Origin of the sequence: Mesorhizobium sp. WSM3866, from assembly GCF_002294795.1 — a bacterium.
Classification (GTDB): domain Bacteria; phylum Pseudomonadota; class Alphaproteobacteria; order Rhizobiales; family Rhizobiaceae; genus Mesorhizobium.
Map to the genome: position 1 here is coordinate 175,715 of NZ_NSGC01000006.1, position 23,124 is coordinate 198,838.

Consider the following 23,124-nt stretch of genomic DNA (forward strand, 5'->3'; position numbering starts at 1 on the left):
CTCAAGCCTTCTTCCGGGTCGGAACCGTGAGGCTGAGCAGGCCGTTTGGCAGCACCAGCATCAAAACGATCATCAGGCCGGAATAGATCAGGAGCTGGAATTGGCCGGTCTGGAACAAGAGGTCCCAGCCGAAATAGAGCACCAGCGTGCCGAGCATCGGACCGAACACGTAGCCGAGGCCGCCGAGGAAGCAGTTCAGCATGAAGTTGACGGAATCGGTGACCGTGAAGCTCGACGGATAGATCGACTGCGAGATGGCGGCGAAGATGGCGCCGGCGAGACCGCCGAAGAAGGAGGACACCGCATAGGCGATGACGCGCAGATAGGCGATGTTGACGCCGATCGAGGAGGCGAGTTCCTCGTTCTGCTGCAGCGACTGGCAGAGCTTGCCGATGCGCGAGTTGACCAGCCGATACATCACCGCGAAGCAGCCCACCATCAGCGTGACCGCCAGCAGGTAGAACGCGAGCCGCGAATTCTGCAGCGTGGCGAAGTCCGGGATGATGGTCAGCCCGAAGACCGAGAGCGCACCGGGCAGCGGGATGCTGACGATGCCCTTGGCGCCGTTGGTGATCGGCAGCGCCAGCGCCAAGAGCCGCACGACCTCGGTCAGAACCAGCGTCACCATGGCGAAATAGACGCCGCGCAACCGCAGGATCGGCAGACCGATCAGCACGCTCGCGCCGGCGCAGAAGAGACCCGCGACAGGCAGCGTCAGCCAGAACGACCAGCCGTGGTTCATCACCAGTATGGCCGAGACATAGCCGCCCATCAGCGCATAGGCGCCCTGGCCGATATTGATGCGACCGATGTAGAAGGTGAGCCACACGCCGGCGCTGGCGATGCTGAGCAGCGCCACCGAAGTCAGCGTGTAGTAGAGGTCGATGCGGCCGCTGGCCGAGATCGCGGCCGGCACGGCGATGAAGACGATCGCCAGGAAGGCTGCGACCGAAGCGATCTTCATGTTGCGATTGCGGGTCATGGCGCGATCAACCCCACGGCTTGCCCATCAGCCCGTTGGGGCGGATCGACAGAAACACCATCAGGGCGGCGAAGATGACGAGATAGGTGACGTCGCCATATTCGCGCAGCGCGGTGAGGCCAACCGATTCCATCATGCCGAGGATGAAGCCGCCGGCGATCGCGCCGCCGACGACGCCGGCGCCGCCGATCATCACCATCAGGAAGGCCTTGATCGAGATCGGGCCGCCAATGCCGGAATTGACGCCGGTGATGGTGACCAGCAGGCCGCCGACAACGCCCGCCAGCATGGCACCGAGCGCGAAGCCGATCATGGAATAGCGGTCGACCCTGACACCCATCAGCTGGGCCGCGACACGGTCCTGAGCGAGCGCGCGCATGGCGCGGCCGACCCGGCTGTACTGCATGTAAAGGACAAAGGCGGCGATGAAGACGATGGCCAGAGCGCCGACAACCAGGCGGTCATAAGGCATGATGATGCCGGCCTCGTTGAAGACGCCTTTGACGATCTTGGGAACGCCGCGCTGCTTCTCACCGAACATGAGCAGGATGACGGCGTCGAAGAAGAAGGCCGTCGCGGCGGCGAGCAGCATGGTGCTCTCCTCGCGGTGACTGCGGCGGATAACCGTTCGAAAGAGGAATTTCTCCATCAGCGCGCCGATGACGGCGAGCGTCACGCCGGAGGCCAGCAGCGCCACGACGAAAGGCAGGCCGAGTTGGCCGTAGACGGTATAGGTGATGAACCCGCCCAGAACGTACATCTGCCCGTGGGCGAAATTCAGCACGTTCATCAGGGCGAAGATCAGGGTTAGCCCGAGCGCGATCAGCGCGTACTGGGCGCCGAGATACAATCCGTTGGCGATGACCTGTTCCATGGATCCTTCGATCTTCCGCGGGGTCCGAGCATCGCCCGGACCCCCGGCATTCGGGAGGAAGTAACCTTAGGAACCCAAACCTAGTCGACGGAGCCGACGAACAGGGTCTGGAAAGCGCCGTCCTTGTATTCGTTGACCACCATCGGCACGGCTAGCTGACGCTTCTGGCCGAAGGAGGTCGCGCCGACATAGCTCAGCTTGGCGTCGCCCTTGAGAAAGGGGTTGGGCGCCGAGAAGGTGTCCATGGTCTTCTTGAATTCGTCGACATTGTTGATAGCGGCCGGATTGGCCTTCATCGTCTCGATGATGTACTCCAAAGCGTAGACCTTGGTATTGGACTCGTCGTTATACTCGCCGAACATCTTGGTGTAGCGGGCGACGAACTCCTTCATCTCGTCGGAAGCGATCTCCGGCGTCGAGGCACCGCCGACGGAGATGAAGCCGTTGGCGTATTCGCCGGCGCCCTCCTCCAGAACCTTGGCGTCCTGCGCCGTCTCGGTCGAGATCAGGCCCTCGAAGCCGAGCTCGCGGGCGGCGCGGATGAGCAGCGGCGCGTTGGCCGGCGCCACGCCGGACAGCACCAGCAGATCGGGCTTCAGCGCGACGATCGGGGTCAGCACCGGCGTGAAGTCGCGGGTGTCGTTCTGGTACGTGTCGTTCTGCGCGACGACGTCGAGCCCGAGCGCCTTGGCCGCCTCGACGCCGCTGTCACGCTGGCTGAGCGGGTCGGATTCGTTCGCGGCGACAAAGGCGATCGTCTTCACGCCCTTGTTTTCCTTGAGGTATTTATAGATCGCCGGGCCCGACTGGTAGTTGGCGATCATGCCGAGCACGGCGTTCGAGGCCGGCTTCTGGTAGAGCGCCTTCGGGAAGGCGTAGGGGAAATAGATGATGCCGTTGGCCTCGGCGACAGGGCGCACCGCAGCAGCGCCGTCATCGACATTGGGTCCGACGACATAGTGGATGCCCTCCTGCGCCATCTTCTCCATGCCGGCGATGGCGCGCTTGGGATCCTTCTGGTCGTCGAAGGTGACGATGTTGATGTTGTAGGTGTCGTTGCCGATCTTGACGCCGCCTTTTTCGTTGAGCCAGGCGGCGCGCGTCTGCATCGAGCGCACATTGGACGTGCCCCAGGCGGCGGCGGGACCGCTGGTGACACCAACAAAGCCGATCTTCAGTTCCTTGTTTTCAGCCTGCGCGGACGGGATGCCTATGGCGGCCATGGCCAGGGTCGAGACGGCGCCAAGCACCAGCGATTTCAAAGTCGAGCGTCGGTTGATCATATCGGTTCCCTTCTGGTTATCGCGCTTTTGTTTTTGCTCATTGGCTGCGCGGACAGCCTATGGGAAGCCGCCTGGGACAGATTGTCAACAGATTTCTTTGTTATTGTATACAATGTTTGGGCTGAATGTGTGCGACGGCAGAGCGGCCCAACCGCGGGGCAGGCTGAGGACTGGCTGTCCGAACGGCCAGCCACCTCGGCGAACGATCAGTTCGCGGCATGATCAATGGAGGCGGTCGCGGCTTGCCGACGGCTGGCCCGTACGAATGGCGCGGGGCAGACCTTATTTTCCGCAGTGATGGTCGTTGATTTTGTTCAGCGCGTTCGCGTCCGGCCCCCTCCGGTGGTACGAACATGCGCCCGCCGCCGAAGTGACCAGCATGGCGTCATAGTAGCGCGGTCCGCCGAACAGGATGTCGATGAGGTCGCCTTGGGCCGGAACGTAGCGCTCCTGCTCGACCGGGCGCTTGAGCTGCCGGTCGCCGGCGAACGCCGCGCCGGACACGCCAATGACCGTGGCCAGAACGAGAGCGGAGATCGCAAGGTTTTTCGTCATCGGCGGCACCCTTCCGGCCATTCGGATCAGCAGCATATCCAAAATCGGCAGCGGAGCAAAAGTTCCCCGACTCCACATTCAAAATAGCTTGGCCCGATTGGGCGCTACACTCCTTCCCCGGAGTTGCTGCGGCTACTCGAAGGAGTAGGTAAAACCTTCCTTGGACGCGCCGACGGTGACCTTCGTCATCTTCGCGCCCTCCAGCGAGCGGTTGAGCACGCCGCGGCTGAGCTCCGGCAGCAGCGTGTTGGTGAGGATGGCGTCGATCATGCGGCCGCCGGACTCGATCTCGGTGCAGCGCGCCTTGACCAGATTCATGACGCCGTCGCCGATGACCAGTTCGGCATCGTTGGTTGCTTTAAGCCGCCGCGCGATCTTGCCGAACTGATGGCGGGCGATCGCCTCGATCATCGAATCCGACAGTGGATAATAGGGTATGGTGACCACCCGACCGAGGAAGGCGGCCGGGAAAACTTTCAGCAGCGGAGTGCGCAGGGCCGCGTCGAGATCGTCGATGCCGGTCCGCACGGTGCCGCTCTTGGTGCGGTCCATGATGACGTCGGAGCCGACATTCGAGGTGAGCAGGATCAACGTGTTCTTGAAATCGATGCGCCGGCCCTCGCTGTCGTCCATCATGCCCTTGTCGAAGACCTGGAAGAAGATTTCGTGGACGTCCGGATGCGCCTTCTCGACCTCGTCGAGCAGGATCACCGAATAGGGTTTGCGCCGCACCGCCTCGGTCAGGATGCCGCCCTTGCCGTAACCGACATAGCCGGGCGGCGCGCCCTTGAGCGTCGAGACGGTATGCGCTTCCTGGAACTCGGACATGTTGATCGAGATCAGGTTCTGCTCGCCGCCATAAAGCGTCTCGGCAAGCGCCAGCGCGGTCTCGGTCTTGCCGACGCCGGAGGGGCCGCAGAGCAGGAATACGCCGACCGGCTTTTCCGGCGCGCCAAGGCCGGCGCGGCTGGTCTGGACACGTTTGGCGATCATCTCCATGGCGTGATCCTGGCCGACCACGCGTTCCGAAAGGGTCGCGGCCAGCCTGAGCGCTTTCTCGGTCTGGCTGGACAGCATCCGACCGGTCGGGATGCCGGTCCAGTCCTGCACCACGGCGGCGACCGCATTGCGATCGACCGAAGGCAGGATCAGCGGCGTCTCGCCCTGCGCCGCGGCAAGCTCCGCCATCAGCTCGCGCAGCCGCGCGAGATCGGCAGACGAACCGGCCGATCCCTCGGCGATCGTTTCTCCGACGACCGCCTCGGGTTCGACCGCCTCGCCCTTCGCCGCCTTGGCTTTCGAGCCCTTGGATTTCGCGGGCTTGGTTTCAGCCGCCTTGCTCTCGGGCGCCTTTGCTTCGGGAGTTTCGGACGCAGCCGGCTCAGCCGCTACGGTTTCCTCCCCGGCCTCCCCCCCCGCCGCATCGAGCGGCACACCTTCACCGCGCAGTTTAGCGCGCAGGTCAAGAATCTCGGCGACCAGTGCTTTCTCGCGATCCCAGCGCGCCTGGGCGGCGGCTAAGGTGGTCTCGGTTTCCGCCAGCCCGGCATCGACGCGAGCCTGACGGTCGGCGACCTCGATGCCGATCGCCGCCTCGCGGCCGATGATGCCACTCTCGACCTCCAGCGCCTGGCGGCGGCGCAGAATGTCCTCGACCTCGGCCGGCGTCGCATGCTGCGAGACCGCAACGCGCGCGCAAGCCGTGTCGAGCAGGCTGACGGCCTTGTCCGGCAGTTGCCTGGCCGGAATGTAGCGGTGCGAGAGCGCGACCGCCGCCTCGATCGCCTCGTCCAGTATCTGGACCTTGTGGTGCTGCTCCAGGACGCCGGCGACGCCGCGCAGCATCAGCACGGCCACAGCTTCCGACGGCTCCTCGATCTTGACCACCTGGAAGCGGCGCGTCAGCGCCGGGTCCTTCTCGATATGCTGCTTGTATTCGGCCCAGGTCGTGGCGGCTATGGTGCGCAGCTCGCCGCGCGCCAGCGCCGGCTTCAAAAGATTGGCGGCGTCGCCGGTGCCCGCGGCACCGCCGGCGCCGATCAGCGTATGCGCCTCGTCGATGAACAGGATGACCGGCACCTCGGAGGCCTGAACCTCGTCGATGACCGCCTTCAGCCGCTTCTCGAACTCGCCCTTGACGCTGGCGCCCGCCTGCATCAGCCCGACATCGAGCATGCGCACGCTGACATTCTCAAGCGTCGGCGGCACGTCGCCCTGGGCGATGCGGAGCGCAAATCCTTCGACCACCGCCGTCTTGCCGACGCCGGCCTCGCCGGTCAGGATCGGGTTGTTTTGGCGGCGACGCATGAGGATGTCGACGATCTGCCGGATTTCCGGGTCGCGGCCGACGACCGGGTCGATCTTGCCGTCGCGGGCGCGCAGCGTGAGGTCGGTCGCGTATTTGGCCAGCGCCGAATCTCCGCCCGGACCGCGCTTCATCGGCTGTTCGGCGGCGGCAGAGGCGGGAGGTGTGCCGGCTTCGAGCGAGCCTTCGGTGACATCGGCGAAACGGGAAACGACGCCGTCGGCATCGATTTTGTCGAATTCGGCGCTGATTTTCGACACCAGGCCTTCCAGTACCGGCGTCCTCAGGCAGGCCAGGAGGATATGGGCGCTGCGCACCTCCTCGACGCCGAACTCCAGCGTCGCCAGGTTCCAGCCTTCCTGGATGGCGTGGAAGATGTGATCGGAGAATTCCTCGACGGAGGTCGCGCCGTAAGGCAGCTTGTCGATGGCCCGGGTCATGTCAGCCGTCAGCCGGCTGACGTCCAACCCGGCATCGGCGATGATCATCTGCACGTCCGAGCGCTCGGACAGCACCAGTTGCTGGATGAAGTGGACGAGCTCCACATAAGGATTGCCGCGCAGCTTGGCCGTGTCGGCCGCGGCCTTGAAGGCGCGCACCCCCGTGGCGTTGAGCTTGGCGACCAGTTCCTTACGCTTGAAGCTCTGCGATGACCGGCGCTGTTCCATTCGAACCTGCTCCCGCAATCTGCCAACCGTACCCTGCCATATAAGCGGCGGCTTGACAAAGCCGTGTGACGGATAAGGCGTTTGGATCCATCCGGGCGGCACTGCCCGGTTACACAAGCTCTGCAATGTCGTGCAAGAAATACCGGATTGCGGTCCGGGCTATGCGAGCCATTTCACATACCCGGCCCGGCAATCGCGCAATGGGTTTTGCTGAAAGAAACGGTCGCGTTTAGCATCCGTTAGTTTTTGAGCAGCTGCTCAATTGTCGTGACGCGAGGCCGGTGGTAACGTTGCGTCACATAGGGTCTCAGGGCCGCTGGCTGGGGGTTAGTGTGATTGATCTCGCACTCTGGCTGAATCCTCTGAACGGTGAAAATCCGTCGGGAGAGGACTTGCGTAACGACCCGGCCTTTCATGAGCTGGAGCGCCTGACCGAACAGCAGAAAAAGGTCGAATACGAAGGAAACAACAAATCGGAAGTCGATGTTCCGGTCGACTGGTCCGTCGTACTCACCAAGGCGGAGGAGTTGCGGTCGCACGGGCGGGACCTGCGCCTCCTCGTCCTGGTTGTGCGTGCCCTTGCCAACGAAGAACAGCTGGGCGGGCTCGCCGAAGGCCTGACGCTGATCGCCCAAACCTTCGACAGGCATTGGGAAACGATGCATCCGGCACTGCGCTCTGGCGCCACGCCGCGCGAGGCTGCCTTGCGGCGCATCAATGCGCTGATCGACCTGCAAAACAGCCAGGACGGGCTGCTCAAGGATCTGCGCGGCATGGTCTTCTTTGCGCCGCGCACGGTCGGCCCGATCAAGGGAGAGGACCTGGAGAAGGGCAGCCTCGACGAACACGTCATGCTGCAGGAGGCTGCTTCGGGACTGGGCGCGGCGGAAAAGGCGGCGCTGGTGAGCGGCCACAACCAGCTGGTGAACCGGGTGCGCACCGGGTGCAAGGCGCAAGTCGATCAGGCCGGCGAGGCGATGACCTCGCTGCTCGCCGACGCCCGCGCGGTGATCGCCGCTCTCGACGAGGTCGACGCCGCCCTCAACAAGCGCATCGACGGCAATGGCCCCGCCATTCCGGAATTGAGACGCTTCCTGCAGCGATTGCTGACGACGCTGGAGCGGAATTCCGCCGCCGGTGCCGGGGCGAACGGGGCCGCAAAGCCAATCCCGCAGCCGGCGGAACCGGCAGCGCCCGGCCCAAACGGCCATGGCGCCGAAAGGATGGGCGCCGAAGCGAGGGGAGCCGAATCGATGGCAAGTGTCGCAAGCTATGCGGAACCGGGCGCCGGGCTGCCCGACCGGATCACCTCGCGCGACGACGTCGTCAAATGCCTGGATCTCGTCGTCGCCTTTTATGACCGCACCGAGCCGTCGAGCCCGATCCCGCATCTCGCCCGCCGCGTGCGCCGCATGGTGCACATGGATTTCGTGGAATTGATGGAAGATCTCGCCCCATCGGGGCTGAAGGAGTTCCGGCTGCTTGCCGGTGTCCCCGATCCGAAGAAGCCGGCCCAGAAGGATGAAAGGTAACAAGCATGCCAGCAGAGAGCAAAGCGAAGGTCATCGAAAGAAACCGCGCCCCGCGCGTGCAGATCGCCTATGACGTCGAGACCTACGGCAGCCCGACAACGATCGAACTGCCGTTCGTCATGGCCGTGATGGCCGATCTTTCCGGCGCTTCACAGACCAAGGAAGCGGTGAAGTCAGTGCTCGACCGCAACTTCGTCGAGACCGACGCCAATCGGTTCCCGAAGTTCATGGAGGCCATGGGGCCGCGGGTGAAGGCACGAGTAAAGAACACACTCCCGCAAGCCGAGGGCGCCGAGCGGGACGAAGAGCTCGCGATCGATCTCACCTTCTCCAAGATGGGCGATTTCGCGCCGGACAAGATCGCTGAGCAGGTCCCGCAACTGGCCGAGATCCTCAAGATGCGCCGGCAGCTCGAAGAGCTGCTCGGCTTCATGGACGGCCGCGTCGACGCCGAAAAGCGCATCGCGCAGCTTCTGAACAACGAACCGCTGCTGAGCAAGATCGCCGGCCAGGCGATTTCTGAGGGCAAGGGCGAGGAGTAAGTCATGGCTGAACAGCAAAAAACCGCAGCCGCCACCGCCGAGGCGGAAGCGATTGACCTCGGCGAATTCAGCGGCCTCCTGGAAAAGGATTTCAAGGTCAAGAAGGACGACAGCGAGAAGCTCCAGCAGCTGGTGCGCAACCTGGCGCTGGCGGCGCAGTCGCGCTCCGAAACCACCACCATCTCGTCCAATGCGATCAAGTCGATCAAGTCGCTGATCGCCGGCATCGACAAGATGCTGACGACGCAGGTCAACGAGATCCTGCACGCGCCGGAAGTGCGCGAGATGGAAGGCACCTGGCGCGGCCTCTGGTATCTCGTCAACAACACCGAGACGGATACGAAGCTCAAGATCCGGGTGATGAACATCTCCAAGGAACAGTTGGCCGACACGCTGGAAGACTATGAAGGCCAGATGTGGGACCAGAGCCCGATCTTCAAGAAGGTCTATACGGACGAGTATTCGATGCTGGGCGGCGAGCCGATCGGCTGCATTCTCGGCGCCTACGAATTCTCGAACCATCCGCGCGACGTCGGCCTGCTGCGCAACATCTCCGGCGTCTGCGCCTCGGCGCACACGCCCTTCATCGCCGCCGCCTCGCCGCGCCTGTTCCGCATGGACAGCTGGCAGGAACTGCCCAACCCGCAGGACCTGCAGATGATCGTCAACAACCCGGCCTATGCCTCGTGGCAGTCGCTGCGCGAGAGCGAGGACGCCCGCTATATCGGCCTCACCATGCCGCGGGTGCTGGCGCGCCTGCCTTACGGCTCGGAAACCGTTCCGGTGAAGGGTTTCACCTTCGAGGAAGAGGTGGGAGGCGACCACAACAAATATGTCTGGATGAACGCCGCCTTCCCGATGGGCGTCAACATCAACCGCAGCCACAAGCTTTTTGGCTGGGGCACACAGATCCGCGGCGTCGAAAACGGCGGCACGGTGCTCAACCTGCCGGTGCACGCGTTTCCGACCGACGACGGATCGATCGCGATGAAATGCCCGACGGAAGTCGCTATCGACGACCGGCGCGAAGCGGAGCTCGCCAAACTCGGCCTGATGCCGATCCTGCACCGGAAGAACACCGACCTTGCGGCCTTCATCGGCGCCCATTCGCTGCAGGACGACGAGACCCGAGCCGGGCGTCTGGTCGATCCCGACGCGCAGGCCAACGAGCGGCTCAGCGCCAACCTGCCCTACCTGTTCCCGGTCTCGCGCTTCGCCCACTACCTCAAGGCGATCGCGCGCGACAAGATCGGCTCGTTCAAGGAACGCACCGACATGCAGATCTGGTTGACCGAATGGATCAACCGGTACGTGCTGGCCAATCCAGCCTTTGCCGACGACAAGGCGCGCGCCAAGCGCCCGCTCGCCGCGGCCGAGGTCCAGGTCGACAGTGTCGAAGGCCGGCCCGGTTACTACAACGCCCGTTTCTATCTGCGTCCGCACTACCAGCTGGAAGGCATCAATGCCTCGCTCCGGCTGGTGTCCGAACTGCCGTCAGTGAAGGGGTGAAATCGCAAGCATAGTCATCTTGTTTGGTTTGAGAGCGGTGGAGAAAGACAATGCCTTCAATGAAGATCGATGGTTTTCTGAAAGTTCCGGACATCAAGGGTCCCAGCGTGCGCGACGGCCACGAAGATGAGATCGAAGTCCATGGCGTCGACTACAAGATGATCGCGCCTTACGATCCCAATTCGCTCTCGCGCCGCGGGCGCGTATCCTTGGGGATGATCAAGTTCACCAAGCATTACGACAAGGCGTCGCCTTACCTGAAGAAGGCGCTGTTCGACAACAAGGCGCTCGACGAAGTGGTGTTTTCGGCGCGCCGCACCATCGACGGCGAGACCAGCGATTATCTGGTGGTGACGCTCACCGACGCTTCGATCATGGAATACGACATGAAGCAGGCCGATGACGAGGCCGACCTGATCGAGGAAGAAGTGAGCTTCGCCTACAAGAAGATCAAATTCGTCTACGACAAGGACGACGAGATCGAAATGGATGTCTATGTCGGCAAGTGAGGCCAAAAGGGCCGGCGCAAGGGCGCAGCTCGCCGGCAGTTCGCGAGCAAAGCGCGAGGCGGTCCAGCCCTCCCTCTGGGACCGCCTCATCAACGACCTGCCCGGGCTGACGTCGGAGATCGAGGGGCTGCGTCGCCTGCTGGAAGAAGAACTCGGCGCCGAGCGCGTCGAGGCTCTTCTTGCCGGCAGCGCACGCACCATCGATGCCGATGCGGAACTCACCCCCGACCAAAAGCGGCGCCTGCACCGTCTGGTGTTCCAGGCCGAACATCGCGCCGAGATCGAAAGCCGCGGCGTGGTGGTGTCGGCGCGGGTGCTCAGGGAAGCCGTCCGGCGCGACATCGAAGCCTTGTTCAACACCGAGCGCTTCGAGTCCGTTCCGATGCTTTCCGATGCCGAGCACGAACAGCCCCTGGACGAGCTGCCGTCGCTTGCCGACTTTCCGGAGGTGCGCCGCAGCGTCGTGAACTACGGCGTGCCGTCCTTCTCCGGCCGCTCCTCGCGGGACTTCGACCGCGATACCCTGGCGCGCGAGATCCGCGCGGTGCTCGCCACCTTCGAGCCGCGGCTCAAGGAAAGCGCCACGACGGTCAATGTCACCCTTGGCGACAAGAGCGTCGGCCTGAAGATCGAGATCGACGCCGTGCTGATCATGACGCCGACGCCGGAGCGCATGCGGCTGCGCACCACGATCAATCTCGACAACGGCCTGGCGCGAACCGAATTCCGGGAGACCTGAGATGGATCGGGCCTTCGTCGAATATTACGAAGAAGAACTGACCCATATCCGGGCGCTCGCGGCCGAATTCGCCGATATGCATCCGGCAGTCGCCCGCAATCTTTCCCTCGACACCGTTCCCTGCCCGGACCCCTATGTCGAACGGCTGCTCGACGGCGTGGCCTTCCTTGCCGCGCGCACGCGGCTGAAGGTCGACGCCGAGCGCTCGCGCTTCTCGCGCGCCGTGCTCGACGTGCTTTACCCGGACCTGGTCACCCCGGCGCCGGCAACGGCGATGGCGGTGCTGAAACCCGGCCAGCAAGTGCAGTCGATGATCGCCGGTCATACAGTCGCGCGCGGCACACGACTGGTCTCCAGCCTGCATCCGGGGCTGTCGACGCGGTCAACCTTCAGCACCGCGCAAGAGATCACGCTATGGCCGATCGCGATCACCTCCGTCAGCTATTTCCAGGATCGCAGCGCGCTGGCTGCCGCCGGCATCGGCCCAGTCGCCGGCGCGCGCGGCGAGGCAGCGCTGCGCGTCGCGCTTGCGCGCACCGGAAAGGGCAAGCTCAGCGAGCTGTCGCTCGACCGTCTCGATCTCTATTTCGCCGGTCGCACCAAGGCGCCGCTCCTGTTCGACGCGATCTTCGGGGCCTGCTCGGCCGTCGGCGCGCGGGCGGAAGGAAAGACCAATCCGCTATCGGCGCTGCCCGAGCCCGAGATGGTCGGCATCCGCGACGACGAGGCGCTGATGCCGCGCACCCGCCCGACCTTCGAGGGCTACCGCCTGCTGCGCGAATATTTCATGGTCCCCGAACGCTTCCACTATGTGCGGGTCGCCGGCCTGCAGCCGGTGGTGCGCAGATGCGAGGCGGGGATGGAGATCATCTTCCTGTTCCGCCGCCCGGTGCCCGAGCTCGCCGACGTTGCGCCGGCCGATTTCGAGCTCTTCGTGACGCCGCTGATCAATCTCTTCGAGCGCGAATGCAACGTCATCGAGATCGATCCGCGCAGGACAAGGCAAGTGCTGCATGCCGATCGAACCAGAGCGCGCGATTTCGAGATCTTCCGCGTCACCCGAGTGGAGAATGCCGACGCGGAGGGCAGCGAGGCCGAGATTCCTGAGCTTTTCAGCCTGGGGCAGAACCGCGGCAGCGGCTGGGTGTATTCGACCGAGCGGCGCCCTCGCAGGGCCACCGAAGATGAGCGTCGCGACGGCCTGACCCGCACCTCCTACACGGGAGACGACGTTTTCCTCTCGGTGTCGCGCCCGGCCGGCAGCCCGGCCAACCGGCCGCTCAAGCGCCTCGACATCATGGCGCTTTGCACCAATCGCGACCTGCCGATCCTCGACGACACACCGACACTGACGCTAGAGACGGCGGACCCGGTGGAGGCCGTCAGGCTGCTCGGCGCGCTGCGGCCGCCCCAGCCGTCGATCCCGGCGTCGCTGCCGGCGGGCGCCGAAGGCGAATCCCGCGCCGACAATCTTGCCTGGCGGCTGGTGGCGCAGCTCTCGCTCAACTTCTTGAGTCTCGCCAAGGAAGGCCGCGGCGTCGATCCGCTGCACGCGCTGCTCGATCTTTATGCCGACCGCGGCGACCCGAGCCTCGCCCGCAACGTGCATTCGATCACCCGCATCGACTCGCGCCCGGTGATCGAGCGGCTCAAGATCGACGGGCCGATGTGCTTCGGGCGGGGCACGGAAGTGACGCTGCATGTCGACCAGTCGGTGCTGGCGGGCCAAAGCACGCTTTTGCTTTCGGCCCTGCTGGCGCGGCTGTTTGCCCGCCATGCCGGGATAAACGGTTTCGTGCGGACACGCACGCGGCTGCTGCAGAAGCAGGAGGATGTGCCATGGCCGATGACGCCCGGCAATCGCTACCTGATCTAGCACGACCCGCCCCGAGCGAAGCCGCCCCAGACGGAATCGGGGCGTTGTCGGAAAGCTTCGACTTCTTCGAGCTGCTGCGCCGGCTGGAGCAGAGGGGCGGGCTGTTCGGCTATTCCGGCCAGGCCAATCGCGAGCCGGCGCGGCTCGGCCAGCATGTCCGCCTGAGCTTCTCGGCCAGGGACGTGATGAAATTCCAGGAAGCGGGCGAAAAGGCTCCGGCGCGAGTGACCGTCGCCAATCTCGGACTGCTCGGGCCCGAAGGGCCGATGCCGCTGCATCTGACGCGCTGGGTGCTCGACCGGCTGTCGCAGCGCTGGTTCACCGGCACGCAAGCGGAGCAGACCAGCGACACAACCTTCGTCGACTTCGTCAACATCCTGCAGCATCGGATGATCGCGCTTTACTATCGCGCCTGGGCCGACGCTCATCCGGCGGTGCAGGTCGAGCGCTCGGTCGGCGGGCGCGTCCGCGCCATGCTGGAAGCAATGTCGGGGATCGGCCTTCCCGGCACCCAGGATGCCGAACTCGACGCGGTGCGGCTGCGCCAGGCCGGCTCGCTGGCCCGCCAGGTCGACGGTCCGGAACGGCTGACCTTGTTTCTTGCCACGGCCTTCAACGTGCCGGTCGAGATCAAGGAATTCGTCGCTTCCTGGATCACCATACCGGCGGCACTGCAGAGCCGCGTCGGCAAGGCCTATGCGGCGCTCGGGCGCGGGGCGACGATCGGCCCGCGCGTCTTCAGCCGCCAGAGCCGGATCGAGTTGCGCGTCGGCCCGCTCGATCTCGACGCCTTCAAGTCGTTCCTGCCCGGAGAGCGGCGCCTCGCCCTCTTCAAGAAAGCGGTGCGCGACATGATCGGCGAAGCGCTGGACATCGATTTGCGCATCGTGCTGGCGCGCGACGCCGTGCCGCCGCCGAAGATCGGAACCGTCCAGCTCGGCCGAACCTCCTGGCTTGCGCGCCCCGCCGAGAAGGGAGACGCCGACGATCTCAAGCTGCGCACGATCGTCGGCTGGCGGCCGGAAATGGCGGAGGCGGCCGCATGAGCCTGCTGCTGACGCTGGAACAAGGCCCGCGCTCCCAGGTGGTCAGGCAGACGAGGCTGGACGAAGGCGAGCTGGTGATCGGGCGCAGCGCCGATGCCGGCTGGCAGATCGATGATCCGGACATGTTCGTGTCGCGCGCCCATTGCAAGATCAGCGGCGGCCGCGACGGCTACTTCGTCACCGACACGTCGAGCAGCGGGCTGTTCATCGACGATTCCGACAGCCCGCTCGGCACCGGCAGGTCGGCACGGCTGCAAAGCGGCATGCGTTTGAGACTGGGCGACTACGTGCTCTATGTCGAGGTCCAGCCAAGCGCGAGCCAGACTTCGGTCAGTGAGGTCGCCAACCATTCCGCCGCCGCCTGGTCGGCGCCTCAGCCGCGATCTTCGCCCAGCATCGGCGGCGACGATTTCTTTTCGGCCAAGGTCGAGGAGGAGCCGCGGCGGCCGCGACCGGCCGATCTGCCGGACCCGTTCGAGCAGCCTGTGCCCGGCGCGTATGACCGCGCCTCGAACCAGCGCAGTTCGCCCGCCTTCGACGACCCATTCAGCCTCGACCCGGTGGCGACACCGGCCTCGGACGACGAGTCGGCAACTGGCCAGTCCGATCCGTTCGGCTTCGGCGACATGCCCTCGCGCGGCGATACGGCGCAGCCGGCGCCGAAACCGACCGGCTTCGACGACTTCGGCTTCGGTCCCGCCGCGACGCCTGCCTCCGCCAACGGCGCGCATACGGCCCGTCGCAGCGAGCAGCCGGCCGAAAAGCCGCAGGTCGCTCCTCCGCGGGACTTCCCGGCGCGCACGCCCGAGCCGCCTCCCCCGCCGCGCCCGGCTCCCGCGCCCAGGCCGTCCCGTGCAGCTCAGCCTGCGCCCGGCGATATGGCGCTGCGCGCAGCCTTCCTGCGCGGCATGGGGGTCGAGGAGGCCGATTTTCTCGGGCGCGACGCGATTGCCGAGATGGAAAAATTCGGGCGCGAGTACCGGCTGATGCTGGACGGGCTGATGCAGCTTCTGCGCAAGCGCGCCGAGGAAAAGGGCAGCGCGCGCGTTGCCCAGACTGTGGTCGGCGCCTCCGAGGTCAACCCGCTCAAATTCCTGCCGACGGTCGAGGATGTCATCGTGACCATAATCTCGGAGCGCAGTCCCGGCTTCCTCTCCGGCGAGGCGGCGATCGGCGATGCGGTGAAGGATCTCGCGCAGCACCACGTGCGCGCCTGGCGCGGCGTTCAGGCAGCGCTGCGGCGCATGATCGACCGCTTCGATCCGGCGACGATCGAGGAAGAGCTGAAATCCAATTCCGCGATCGGCAACCTGCTTGCGGGCGGCCGCAACGCCAAGCTGTGGGAGCTTTACCAGAAACGCCATCGCGACATCGCCCAAAGCGCGGAATCGAGTTTCCTGGGCGAGATCGGCGCAGACTTCAGGGACGCATACGAAGAGGAGTAGGACATGATCGATCGACGCGAATTCATCGTTGCCCTCGGCGCGACGGGGCTGCTTGCGGCTTGCCAGAGCGGCCCGCCGAAACCATCGGTTATCTCGGTCAACGTGACCGGTGGCGCCGGCATGAATCCGGGACCCGGCGGCGGCGATCGACCGGTGACTGTGCTGGTGATGCGGCTTGCCAGCACCGGCAAGTTCAATTCGGCCGATTATTTTGCGCTGCAGGGCGATGCGGGGTCCGCACTTGGAGCCGACCTTATCGGATCCGATTCGATCTCCGTCGCACCGGGCAAGACGGCGGCCAAGACCATCACGGTCGAACCGAACGCGACGGCGCTCGGCTTCGTCGCGCTGATCCGCGAACCCGGCGGACGCAACTGGCGCACGACCAAGTCGGTGTCGGCGGGATCGAAATTCACCATCAACGTCACGCTAGGCGGCGGCGGTATTTCCGCCTGACGGCGAGACAGAAGTTGGCAGTGCAGAGAGCAGCGGCATGAGCGACGCAAACAGGGTGCTATGGTCCGAGGGGCTCTTCCTGAGAACCCAGCATTTCCAGCAGCAGGACCGGTTCTTCGAGGCGATGGTGCGGGGCGCGCTGCAGGCCGGCCAGCTCCATACGTTCGGCTTCCAGCAGCTAACGCTCGATCAATCGCTGCTCGATGCAGGCCAGGTTTCTATCGTGTCCGCCCGGGGTATTTTCCCCGACGGCACGCCCTTCTCCATCCCGGAAATGATGGACGCGCCGAAACCGCTGCCGGTCACGGCGGATACCGGCGCCGGGCCGGTGCTGGTCGCGCTGCCGCTCGAGCCGCCCGGCGGCGTCGGTTTCGACCCGGCGCATGCCGCGTCGACCGGCGCGCGCTATCACGGCAGGATCGTGTCGGTGCGCGATTCCGTGCAGGGCGGCGCCGACCCGGAAGAGATCGAGATCGCCCGCCCGCAGGCGGTGCTGCTTGCGCCCGGCAAATCGGTCGGCGGCTATACCGCGCTGCCGGTCGCCGACATCAAGGGCGTGCGGGCCGACGGCGGCGTCTCGCTCGACGAGAGCTTCCTGCCGCCGACGCTGATCACAGGCGCGGTCGCCTGGTATCGGCAATTGCTGCAGGAGGTCGTCACCGGTCTCGACCAGATCGCCGAAGCGCATGGCAAGATGGTGATGGGCGGGCCCGGCCGCAGCGTCGAGGACCTGCTGATGCTCCACCTTGCCAATGCGGCCAAGCCGCGGCTCGCCCACATGCTGGCGCAAGATGTCTTCCATCCGGCCGAGCTCTATCTCGAGCTCGCCGGCCTCGCCGGCGAAATGGCGACTTATGGCTCCAGCTCGCGCCGGCTCGGGGAGCTGCCGGCCTATGACCACATGGCGCCCGGTCCTGCCTATATGGCCCTGGCGGACGCCTTGCGCTCGCTGATCCTCAGCCTGCGGTATATCGAGCCGAAATCGCGCGCGCTGCCGGTCATGCGGCATGCCACCAATGTCTGGAAGGTGCGCATCGACAACCCGAAGCTTCTGGTGGCCAGCCGCATCGTCATCCGCGTCGGCTCCGAACTGTCGGAAGACGCGCTGCGCAAGATCTTCGTCAACCAGGCCACCGTCGGGTCCGCCGACCAGTTCGAGGGGCTGTGGAAGTCGCGCCTGCCCGGCATTCCGCTGAAGCCGCTGCATTCGCAGCCGCGCGAGATTCCCTATGACGGCGACCGGCTGTGCCTGGAGCTGGACCAGAAGAGCGAGCATTGGGCCTCGCTGCTCGACGCCCCCGGTTTCGTCATCGGCGTTTCCGGCGTGCTGCCAAGCGAGCCGCAGGTCGACTGCTATTCGGTGAACAGGTGAGGCCATGAGCCGGGATGATCCTTTCGGACTGTCGGAGGATCGCGAACGCACGCGCATCAGGCTGACGGGCGCTTCGCCCCGGCCGATGGCGCCGCTGGCGCCGGGCGCGCCGGTGAAGCGCGCGCGCGCCCATCCCAATGTGCTGATCAATAGCTTCGCGCCGCTGCTCGAATTCGCGCCGGAGTTGGAAAGCGCGCTGGCGCCGGAGAACCCGGAAGTGCTGCGCACGCGCCTGCTCGAGGAGCTCGTGCGCGCACGCGATGCCGCGATGGCCGCGGGCTCGTCGCTGGAGCGGGCCGATCAGGCCGCCTGGGCGGTGGCGGCCTTGCTCGACGATCTCGCGCTCAACACGCCCTGGGGCGGCGCCAGCGCCTGGCCACGCCAGCCGCTGGTGGTGATGCTGCGCGGCGACGTCGATGCCGGCACGCAGTTCTTCTCGCGGCTCGACGAACTGGAGCGGCATCCGAACCGCGACCGCGAAATGCTGGAGTTGCAATATTATTGCCTGGCGCTCGGCTTCCGCGGCAAATATCGCGTGCCTGGCCGCGCCGGCGACCGCTCGCTCAATGCCGTTCGCGTGGCGGCGGCGCGCTTCCTGCGCAATGCCGATGCCGAAGATGCGCCGCTGTCGCCGAACTGGAAGGGCGTGATCGCCTCGGACGAGCCGCAGCGCTTCATCGTACCGATCTGGGTGATGGCGCTGGCGGCCGTGGTCATCGCCGCCGCTGCTTATGTCGGCCTGTCGATGGGGCTGAGCAGCCAGGCGGTCGAGCTCTCCGCCCTGGTCCGCGCTTTGCCGCCGCCCTCGCGGGGCGACGTCACCCGCGCCGCGCCCAAGGTCGACGCGCCCGAACCCGAGGCGCCGCAGCCGGAACCGGTCGATTTTGCGCTGCTGCCTGAATTCAAGGCCGAGGCGCCGGATGGTCTCAAGCCGGCGCTGAGCGGGACCGAGAGCGTGTCGCTGGCCAAGCTCGTCATCCAGTCTTCCAATCCCGAACTGTTCCAGTCGGCGCGGCCGACACTCACTCAGGGCTATGAGCCGCTGATCGAATCGATCGCCAAGGTGATCCTCGCCAATCAGGAACTCATCGGGAACGTCACGGTGGTCGGCCACACCGACAATGTGCGCCTGCAGAAATCCAACCCGCTTTCGTCGAACCAGCGGCTGTCGGAAGCGCGCGCCGAGACCATAGCCAACCTTCTGGTGCAGGCCGGCGTGCCGCAGGAGCGCATTCATTCGGAAGGCCGCGCCGAGACCGATCCGGTGGCCGACAACTCGACGCGCGAGGGCCGCGCGCTCAACCGCCGCGTCGAGGTCCTGGTCGAGAAGAGGCTCTGATGTTCATCCTGCGCTTCCTCTGGGCGGTTCTCACTTCGCGCTTCCTTTGGACGCTGATCGGCATCGCGCTGCTTTCCCTGCTGATCTGGGTGTTCGGCCCGATCGTCCAGGTCGGCCCGTATGCGCCGTTCGATTCCGACAATGTGCGCATCGCCATCATCGCCGGGCTGATCATCCTGTGGCTGATCTGGCTGATCATCGCGCAGCGCCGCGCGATCCGCGCCAACCGCATCTTCGTCGCCGAGATCGCCGCGCCCGTGGCGGAAAAGCAGCTCACTCCTGGCGAGGAAAGCGTTGCCGCAGTCGGCGCCAAATTCGGCGAGGTGATGGCGGAGCTCAAGCGACGCAAGCTCGGCGGCCGCAAATTCCTGCGCGAGATGCCTTGGTATGTCATCGTCGGACCGCCGGCCACGGGCAAGACCACGGCGCTGCGACAGTCAGGCCTCAACTTCCCGATCGATCTCACCGACGATCTGCAGGGCGTCGGCGGCACGCGCAATTGCGACTGGTTCTTCTCGGAGAATGCGGTGCTGATCGACACCGCCGGCCGTTATGTCCAACAGGAGAGCCAGCCGGATGTCGACGCGACGGAATGGCTGGGTTTCCTCGATCTTCTCAAGAAGCATCGTGGCCGCCGCGCGCTCAACGGCGTCATCGTCGCGCTGTCGATCGATGCGCTTTCGGAAGGGGACGAAGCCATCAAGGCGCATGGCCGCAAGATCCGCCGCCGGCTGGCGGAGCTGAACGACCGCCTCGAAATCCGCCTTCCCGTCTACCTGATGCTGACCAAGGCCGACCTGATCAAGGGGTTCGAGGCCTTCTTCGGCGGTCTCTCGACCGCCGCCCGCGAGCAGGTATGGGGGACGACCTTTCCGCTCGATGCCCGGATCGATGCCAAGACCGTCGAAAGAGAGCTCGCCGCGCTTGCCACGGAGCTGGAGCGGCGGCTGGTGCCGCGTCTGGAGGACGAGGACAAGCTCGGATCGCGCGCGGAAATCTTCCGTTTCCCGGCCCAGCTCGCCAGCCTCTCCGAGCCGATCCAGGTGCTGATCGAGGCGATGTTCGGCGAAAGCCGCTACGAGGAAGCCGCCTGGCTGCGCGGCCTCTATCTGACCTCGGCGACACAGGAAGGCGCGCCGATCGACCGGCTGACGGCGGCGCTGTCCTCCTCCTTCGGGCTGCCGCCGCGTCGCGCGATGCTGGCGCCGCGCGTCGAGAAGCGCAGCTTCTTCCTGCGCAATCTCCTGACCGAGGTCATCTTCAAGGAAGCGGGTCTCGGCACCTTCGACCCGTTAGCGCAGCGCCGCCGCGCCTGGATCTGGCGCGGCGCGGCTGCGGCTTGCGCGCTTGCCGCCCTTCTGGCGGGCGGACTGTTCACCTGGTCCTATCTCGACAATCGCAACGCGATCACCGAGCAGGCCGGCCAGTTCGAGGCGCTGCAGGCGCCGCTGACCGACGTCTCCGCCACGCCGGCTTCGGTGGAGCAGCCGACGATGGATGGGGCGCTGGCCGCGATGGATGCGGTAGCGACGGCGCGCACCGCACCGCCGGATGCTGTCCACAATTTGCTCGGCCCGACCGCTTCGGCCGAGCTCGTGCGCGCCCAGACCGACACTTACGACCACGCGCTGCGCAATGTGCTCGAGCCACACATGGTGGCGCTGCTCGAGGCCACGATGTGGCGACAGATCCGCGATCCGGATTTCATGCTCGGCGCGCTGAAGACCTATCGCATGATGACCGGCCTGTCGCAGATGGACACCGACTTCGTGCAGAACTGGTGGGTGAACAGTCTGCCGGAATTCGCGCCCGCCCCGCCCTTCCCGACCGCCGACGCCGAACAGCACCAGCTTGCCGCGATCCGCCGCATGGCGGTCGACGACAGCTACATCGCCCCGGACAAGGAGCTGGTGGCCGAGGCGCTGAAGACGGTGTGCACCATCTCGCTGCCGGAGCGCGCCTACAAGCAGTTGCTCGCGGATCCGGAAGTGGCAGCCGTCAAGGAATGGGTGCCGGCCAATTTCGCCGGCCCGAACGGCGCCAAAGTGTTCGCGCGCCGCTCCGCCAAGACGCTGCGCGTCGGCGTTCCCGGCGCCTACACCTATGCCGGCTTCCACGACGCCGTTCTCGATCGCGTCGAGGACGTGGCGGCGCAGGCGGCGCTTGATCGCGCGGTGTTTGCCGGCGGCTGCTCGGAGAATGCCGAGACCTCGGTCTCGGCGCTGTCCGAGGACATTCTGAAGCTCTACTACGACGACTACATTTCGCAGTGGGACAGCTTCCTGCGCGACATGCGGCTGGCGCCGCTGACCGACCTCAATGTCGCAAGCGAAAATCTCAAGGACCTTTCGAGCGCCGATTCCGCGCTGAAACGCCTCCTCACCGCCGTCGTGCAGGAACTCGATCTCACCCGTTCCGACGAAGCGCCGGCTGACAACAAGAACGGCGCCGCCGCCAAGAGCGGCTCGAAGCTGCTCTCCAAGCTCGGCAAACTCGGCAAGGTCGTGAAGACGGGAGCGAAATTACTGCCGCGCGCGGGCTCGGCCGAGCAGGTCGACATGACCGGCAGCCTGGTGGCCGAACACTTCAAGCCGCTCAAAGGCACGATCGCCGAGGTAGACGGCCAGCCGCCGGCGCTCGACGCAGCCGTGGTGGCGCTGACGGCGCTGTCCAATGTGCTGCAGACGGTGTCGGCCAACCCCGACCCGCAGGACGCCATCAAGAAGCAGGGCGGCCTGGCCGAGCTGACGGGGGCGGTCGCTAGACAGGCGCAGATCCTGCCTTCGCCGATCAACGACTGGCTGGGCGGGATTGCCGGCGACACCAGCGGCCTGTCGCAGAAGGCGGTCACCAACGAGCTCAACGCCATCTGGCGCGCCGACATCCTGCCCTTCTGCCAGGCGGCGCTCAACAACCGCTATCCGTTCAGCCCTGAGAGCGCGGTCGACGTCAATGTGCGCGACTTCCAGCGCCTCTTCGGCCCCGCCGGCCTGATCGACGCCTTCATCAACGACCATCTGATCAACTATGTCGACACCGCCAGCCAGCCGTGGAAATGGCGGGCCGATTTCGGCCTCGACGCGGCCGCGCTGGCGGCGTTCGAGCAGGCACGGCACATCCGCGACGACCTGTTTCCCGGCGGCACCGGCCCGGTGATGAACTTCACGCTGGAGCCAAAGGACCTGTCGCCCAACGTGGCGCGGGTGACGCTCAACCTCGATGGCCAGAACCTCGTCTACTACAACAACGCGACCCGGCCGCAGCCGATGACGTGGCCCGGCAAGGACGGCACCGGCGTGATCTCGCTCGCCTTCCAACCGGTCGACGGCTCGCCCGAGGTGATGCTCAACGAGACCGGCAGCTGGGCGTGGCTGAGGATGCTGCGCGGCGGCAAGTTCGCCGGAACCAACCTATCCGACGTCTATAGCCTGCGCCTCGGCACGAAAGGCATGTATGCCGATTTCGAGCTCAAGGCGGCCAGCGTCGAGAACCCCTACACACTCGAGATGTTCAAGAAGTTCACATGTCCGCCGCAGATATGAGCACCGGCTTCTACGGCAAGATGCCCGCCACCGGCGATTTCGTGACGCGGCGGCTGCCGGGCGATTTCGTGCGCGTCTGGGACCGCTGGCTGGCGCAGCAGATCGTCCCGCTGTTTGGCCACGATGCGTGGCAGACGGACACTGCCTTGCGCTTTCTCGCCGGCCCCGCCTCGTTCGGCGCCTCGGCCGGCGTCATCGTGCAGAGCGCCGACAAGGTCGGCCGACAGTTCCCGCTCAGCGTCGTCGCACGGCTTGCCGAGGCGCCGCTCAGGCTGGCCTATTCGGATGCCTGGTTCGACCGCATCGAGGAAGCGGCCTTCGCCGCGCAACGGGGCGAACTGACGCCCGACGAACTGGATGCCGCGCTGGGCGCCCTGCCCGCGCCGGCGGTCGATGAGGATGGCGATGTCATCGACGACCTCGTCATGTGGACCGCGCGCACGGATATCTTCGACGTCGACCCGCAGGCGCCGCAAAAGACGGTGGAGCGGATCTTCGCCGCGAGTTGGGAGACCGCGCCTGTCCTACCGTCAGCCTCTGTCGATTGAGG

General features: G+C 65.6%; 18 protein-coding genes. 13 read left to right on the plus strand and 5 right to left on the minus strand.

Annotated features, from left to right (window positions below; translation table 11 throughout):
• Position 1: 1 nt before the first annotated feature.
• From CK222_RS16010 to tssH, 5 genes are all read right to left on the minus strand, one after another.
• Positions 2 to 982 carry a branched-chain amino acid ABC transporter permease gene (locus CK222_RS16010; RefSeq protein WP_095776296.1) on the minus strand — a complete coding sequence of 327 codons (981 nt, stop codon included), beginning with the start codon at positions 980 to 982 and terminating at the stop codon, positions 2 to 4.
• Between the two features lie 7 nt (positions 983 to 989).
• Positions 990 to 1,856, minus strand: coding sequence for a branched-chain amino acid ABC transporter permease (locus CK222_RS16015; RefSeq protein ID WP_095800998.1), 867 nt, complete (start codon positions 1,854 to 1,856; stop codon positions 990 to 992).
• An 80-nt stretch (positions 1,857 to 1,936) separates the two neighbouring features.
• Positions 1,937 to 3,139, minus strand: coding sequence for an ABC transporter substrate-binding protein (locus CK222_RS16020; protein ID WP_095800999.1), 1,203 nt, complete (start codon positions 3,137 to 3,139; stop codon positions 1,937 to 1,939).
• A 282-nt stretch (positions 3,140 to 3,421) separates the two neighbouring features.
• Entirely contained in the window at positions 3,422 to 3,730 is a 309-nt protein-coding gene (locus CK222_RS16025; protein ID WP_245433063.1) for a hypothetical protein, read from the minus strand.
• A gap of 96 nt (positions 3,731 to 3,826) precedes the next feature.
• Entirely contained in the window at positions 3,827 to 6,667 is a 2,841-nt protein-coding gene (tssH, locus tag CK222_RS16030) for a type VI secretion system ATPase TssH (protein WP_095801000.1), read from the minus strand.
• A gap of 332 nt (positions 6,668 to 6,999) precedes the next feature.
• On the opposite strand from tssH, the gene tssA reads away from it, so the two are divergent.
• Genes tssA through tagF form a run of 13 tightly spaced genes read left to right on the plus strand, consistent with a single transcriptional unit; the run spans position 7,000 to position 23,122 of the window.
• Positions 7,000 to 8,199, plus strand: coding sequence for a type VI secretion system protein TssA (gene tssA, locus CK222_RS16035; protein WP_067327623.1), 1,200 nt, complete (start codon positions 7,000 to 7,002; stop codon positions 8,197 to 8,199).
• 5 nt (positions 8,200 to 8,204) lie between these two features.
• On the plus strand, positions 8,205 to 8,741 hold the full coding sequence (gene tssB, locus CK222_RS16040) for a type VI secretion system contractile sheath small subunit (protein ID WP_066989057.1): 537 nt from the start codon (positions 8,205 to 8,207) through the stop codon (positions 8,739 to 8,741).
• A 3-nt stretch (positions 8,742 to 8,744) separates the two neighbouring features.
• Complete coding sequence (gene tssC, locus CK222_RS16045) at positions 8,745 to 10,250, plus strand: type VI secretion system contractile sheath large subunit (RefSeq protein WP_066989059.1); 1,506 nt, start codon at positions 8,745 to 8,747, stop codon at positions 10,248 to 10,250.
• A 59-nt stretch (positions 10,251 to 10,309) separates the two neighbouring features.
• Positions 10,310 to 10,759: an Hcp family type VI secretion system effector gene (locus CK222_RS16050; RefSeq protein WP_170950255.1), complete on the plus strand. Its 450-nt coding sequence runs from the start codon at positions 10,310 to 10,312 to the stop codon at positions 10,757 to 10,759.
• Positions 10,746 to 11,498: a type VI secretion system baseplate subunit TssE gene (tssE, locus tag CK222_RS16055; protein WP_095801001.1), complete on the plus strand. Its 753-nt coding sequence runs from the start codon at positions 10,746 to 10,748 to the stop codon at positions 11,496 to 11,498. The genes CK222_RS16050 and tssE overlap by 14 nt, the downstream gene beginning before the upstream one ends.
• Before the next feature lies 1 nt (position 11,499).
• On the plus strand, positions 11,500 to 13,374 hold the full coding sequence (gene tssF, locus CK222_RS16060) for a type VI secretion system baseplate subunit TssF (protein ID WP_095801002.1): 1,875 nt from the start codon (positions 11,500 to 11,502) through the stop codon (positions 13,372 to 13,374).
• On the plus strand, positions 13,338 to 14,420 hold the full coding sequence (tssG, locus tag CK222_RS16065; protein ID WP_095801003.1) for a type VI secretion system baseplate subunit TssG: 1,083 nt from the start codon (positions 13,338 to 13,340) through the stop codon (positions 14,418 to 14,420). Before tssF ends, tssG begins: the two co-directional genes overlap by 37 nt.
• The gene (gene tagH / locus CK222_RS16070; RefSeq protein ID WP_095801004.1) at positions 14,417 to 15,865 is read left to right on the plus strand and encodes a type VI secretion system-associated FHA domain protein TagH; all 1,449 of its coding nucleotides are present in this window, start codon (positions 14,417 to 14,419) and stop codon (positions 15,863 to 15,865) included. The genes tssG and tagH overlap by 4 nt, the downstream gene beginning before the upstream one ends.
• 3 nt (positions 15,866 to 15,868) lie before the next feature.
• Positions 15,869 to 16,321, plus strand: a complete 453-nt coding sequence (gene tssJ / locus CK222_RS16075) for a type VI secretion system lipoprotein TssJ (protein ID WP_066989071.1) — start codon at positions 15,869 to 15,871, stop codon at positions 16,319 to 16,321.
• A gap of 37 nt (positions 16,322 to 16,358) precedes the next feature.
• A complete protein-coding gene (gene tssK, locus CK222_RS16080) occupies positions 16,359 to 17,693 on the plus strand; it encodes a type VI secretion system baseplate subunit TssK (RefSeq protein WP_067327608.1) in 1,335 nt (444 codons plus the stop codon).
• A gap of 4 nt (positions 17,694 to 17,697) precedes the next feature.
• Complete coding sequence (tssL, locus tag CK222_RS16085; protein ID WP_095801005.1) at positions 17,698 to 19,032, plus strand: type VI secretion system protein TssL, long form; 1,335 nt, start codon at positions 17,698 to 17,700, stop codon at positions 19,030 to 19,032.
• Complete coding sequence (tssM, locus tag CK222_RS16090; RefSeq protein WP_095801006.1) at positions 19,032 to 22,574, plus strand: type VI secretion system membrane subunit TssM; 3,543 nt, start codon at positions 19,032 to 19,034, stop codon at positions 22,572 to 22,574. Before tssL ends, tssM begins: the two co-directional genes overlap by 1 nt.
• On the plus strand, positions 22,556 to 23,122 hold the full coding sequence (tagF, locus tag CK222_RS16095; RefSeq protein WP_095801007.1) for a type VI secretion system-associated protein TagF: 567 nt from the start codon (positions 22,556 to 22,558) through the stop codon (positions 23,120 to 23,122). The genes tssM and tagF overlap by 19 nt, the downstream gene beginning before the upstream one ends.
• The last annotated feature ends 2 nt before the right edge of the window (positions 23,123 to 23,124 follow it).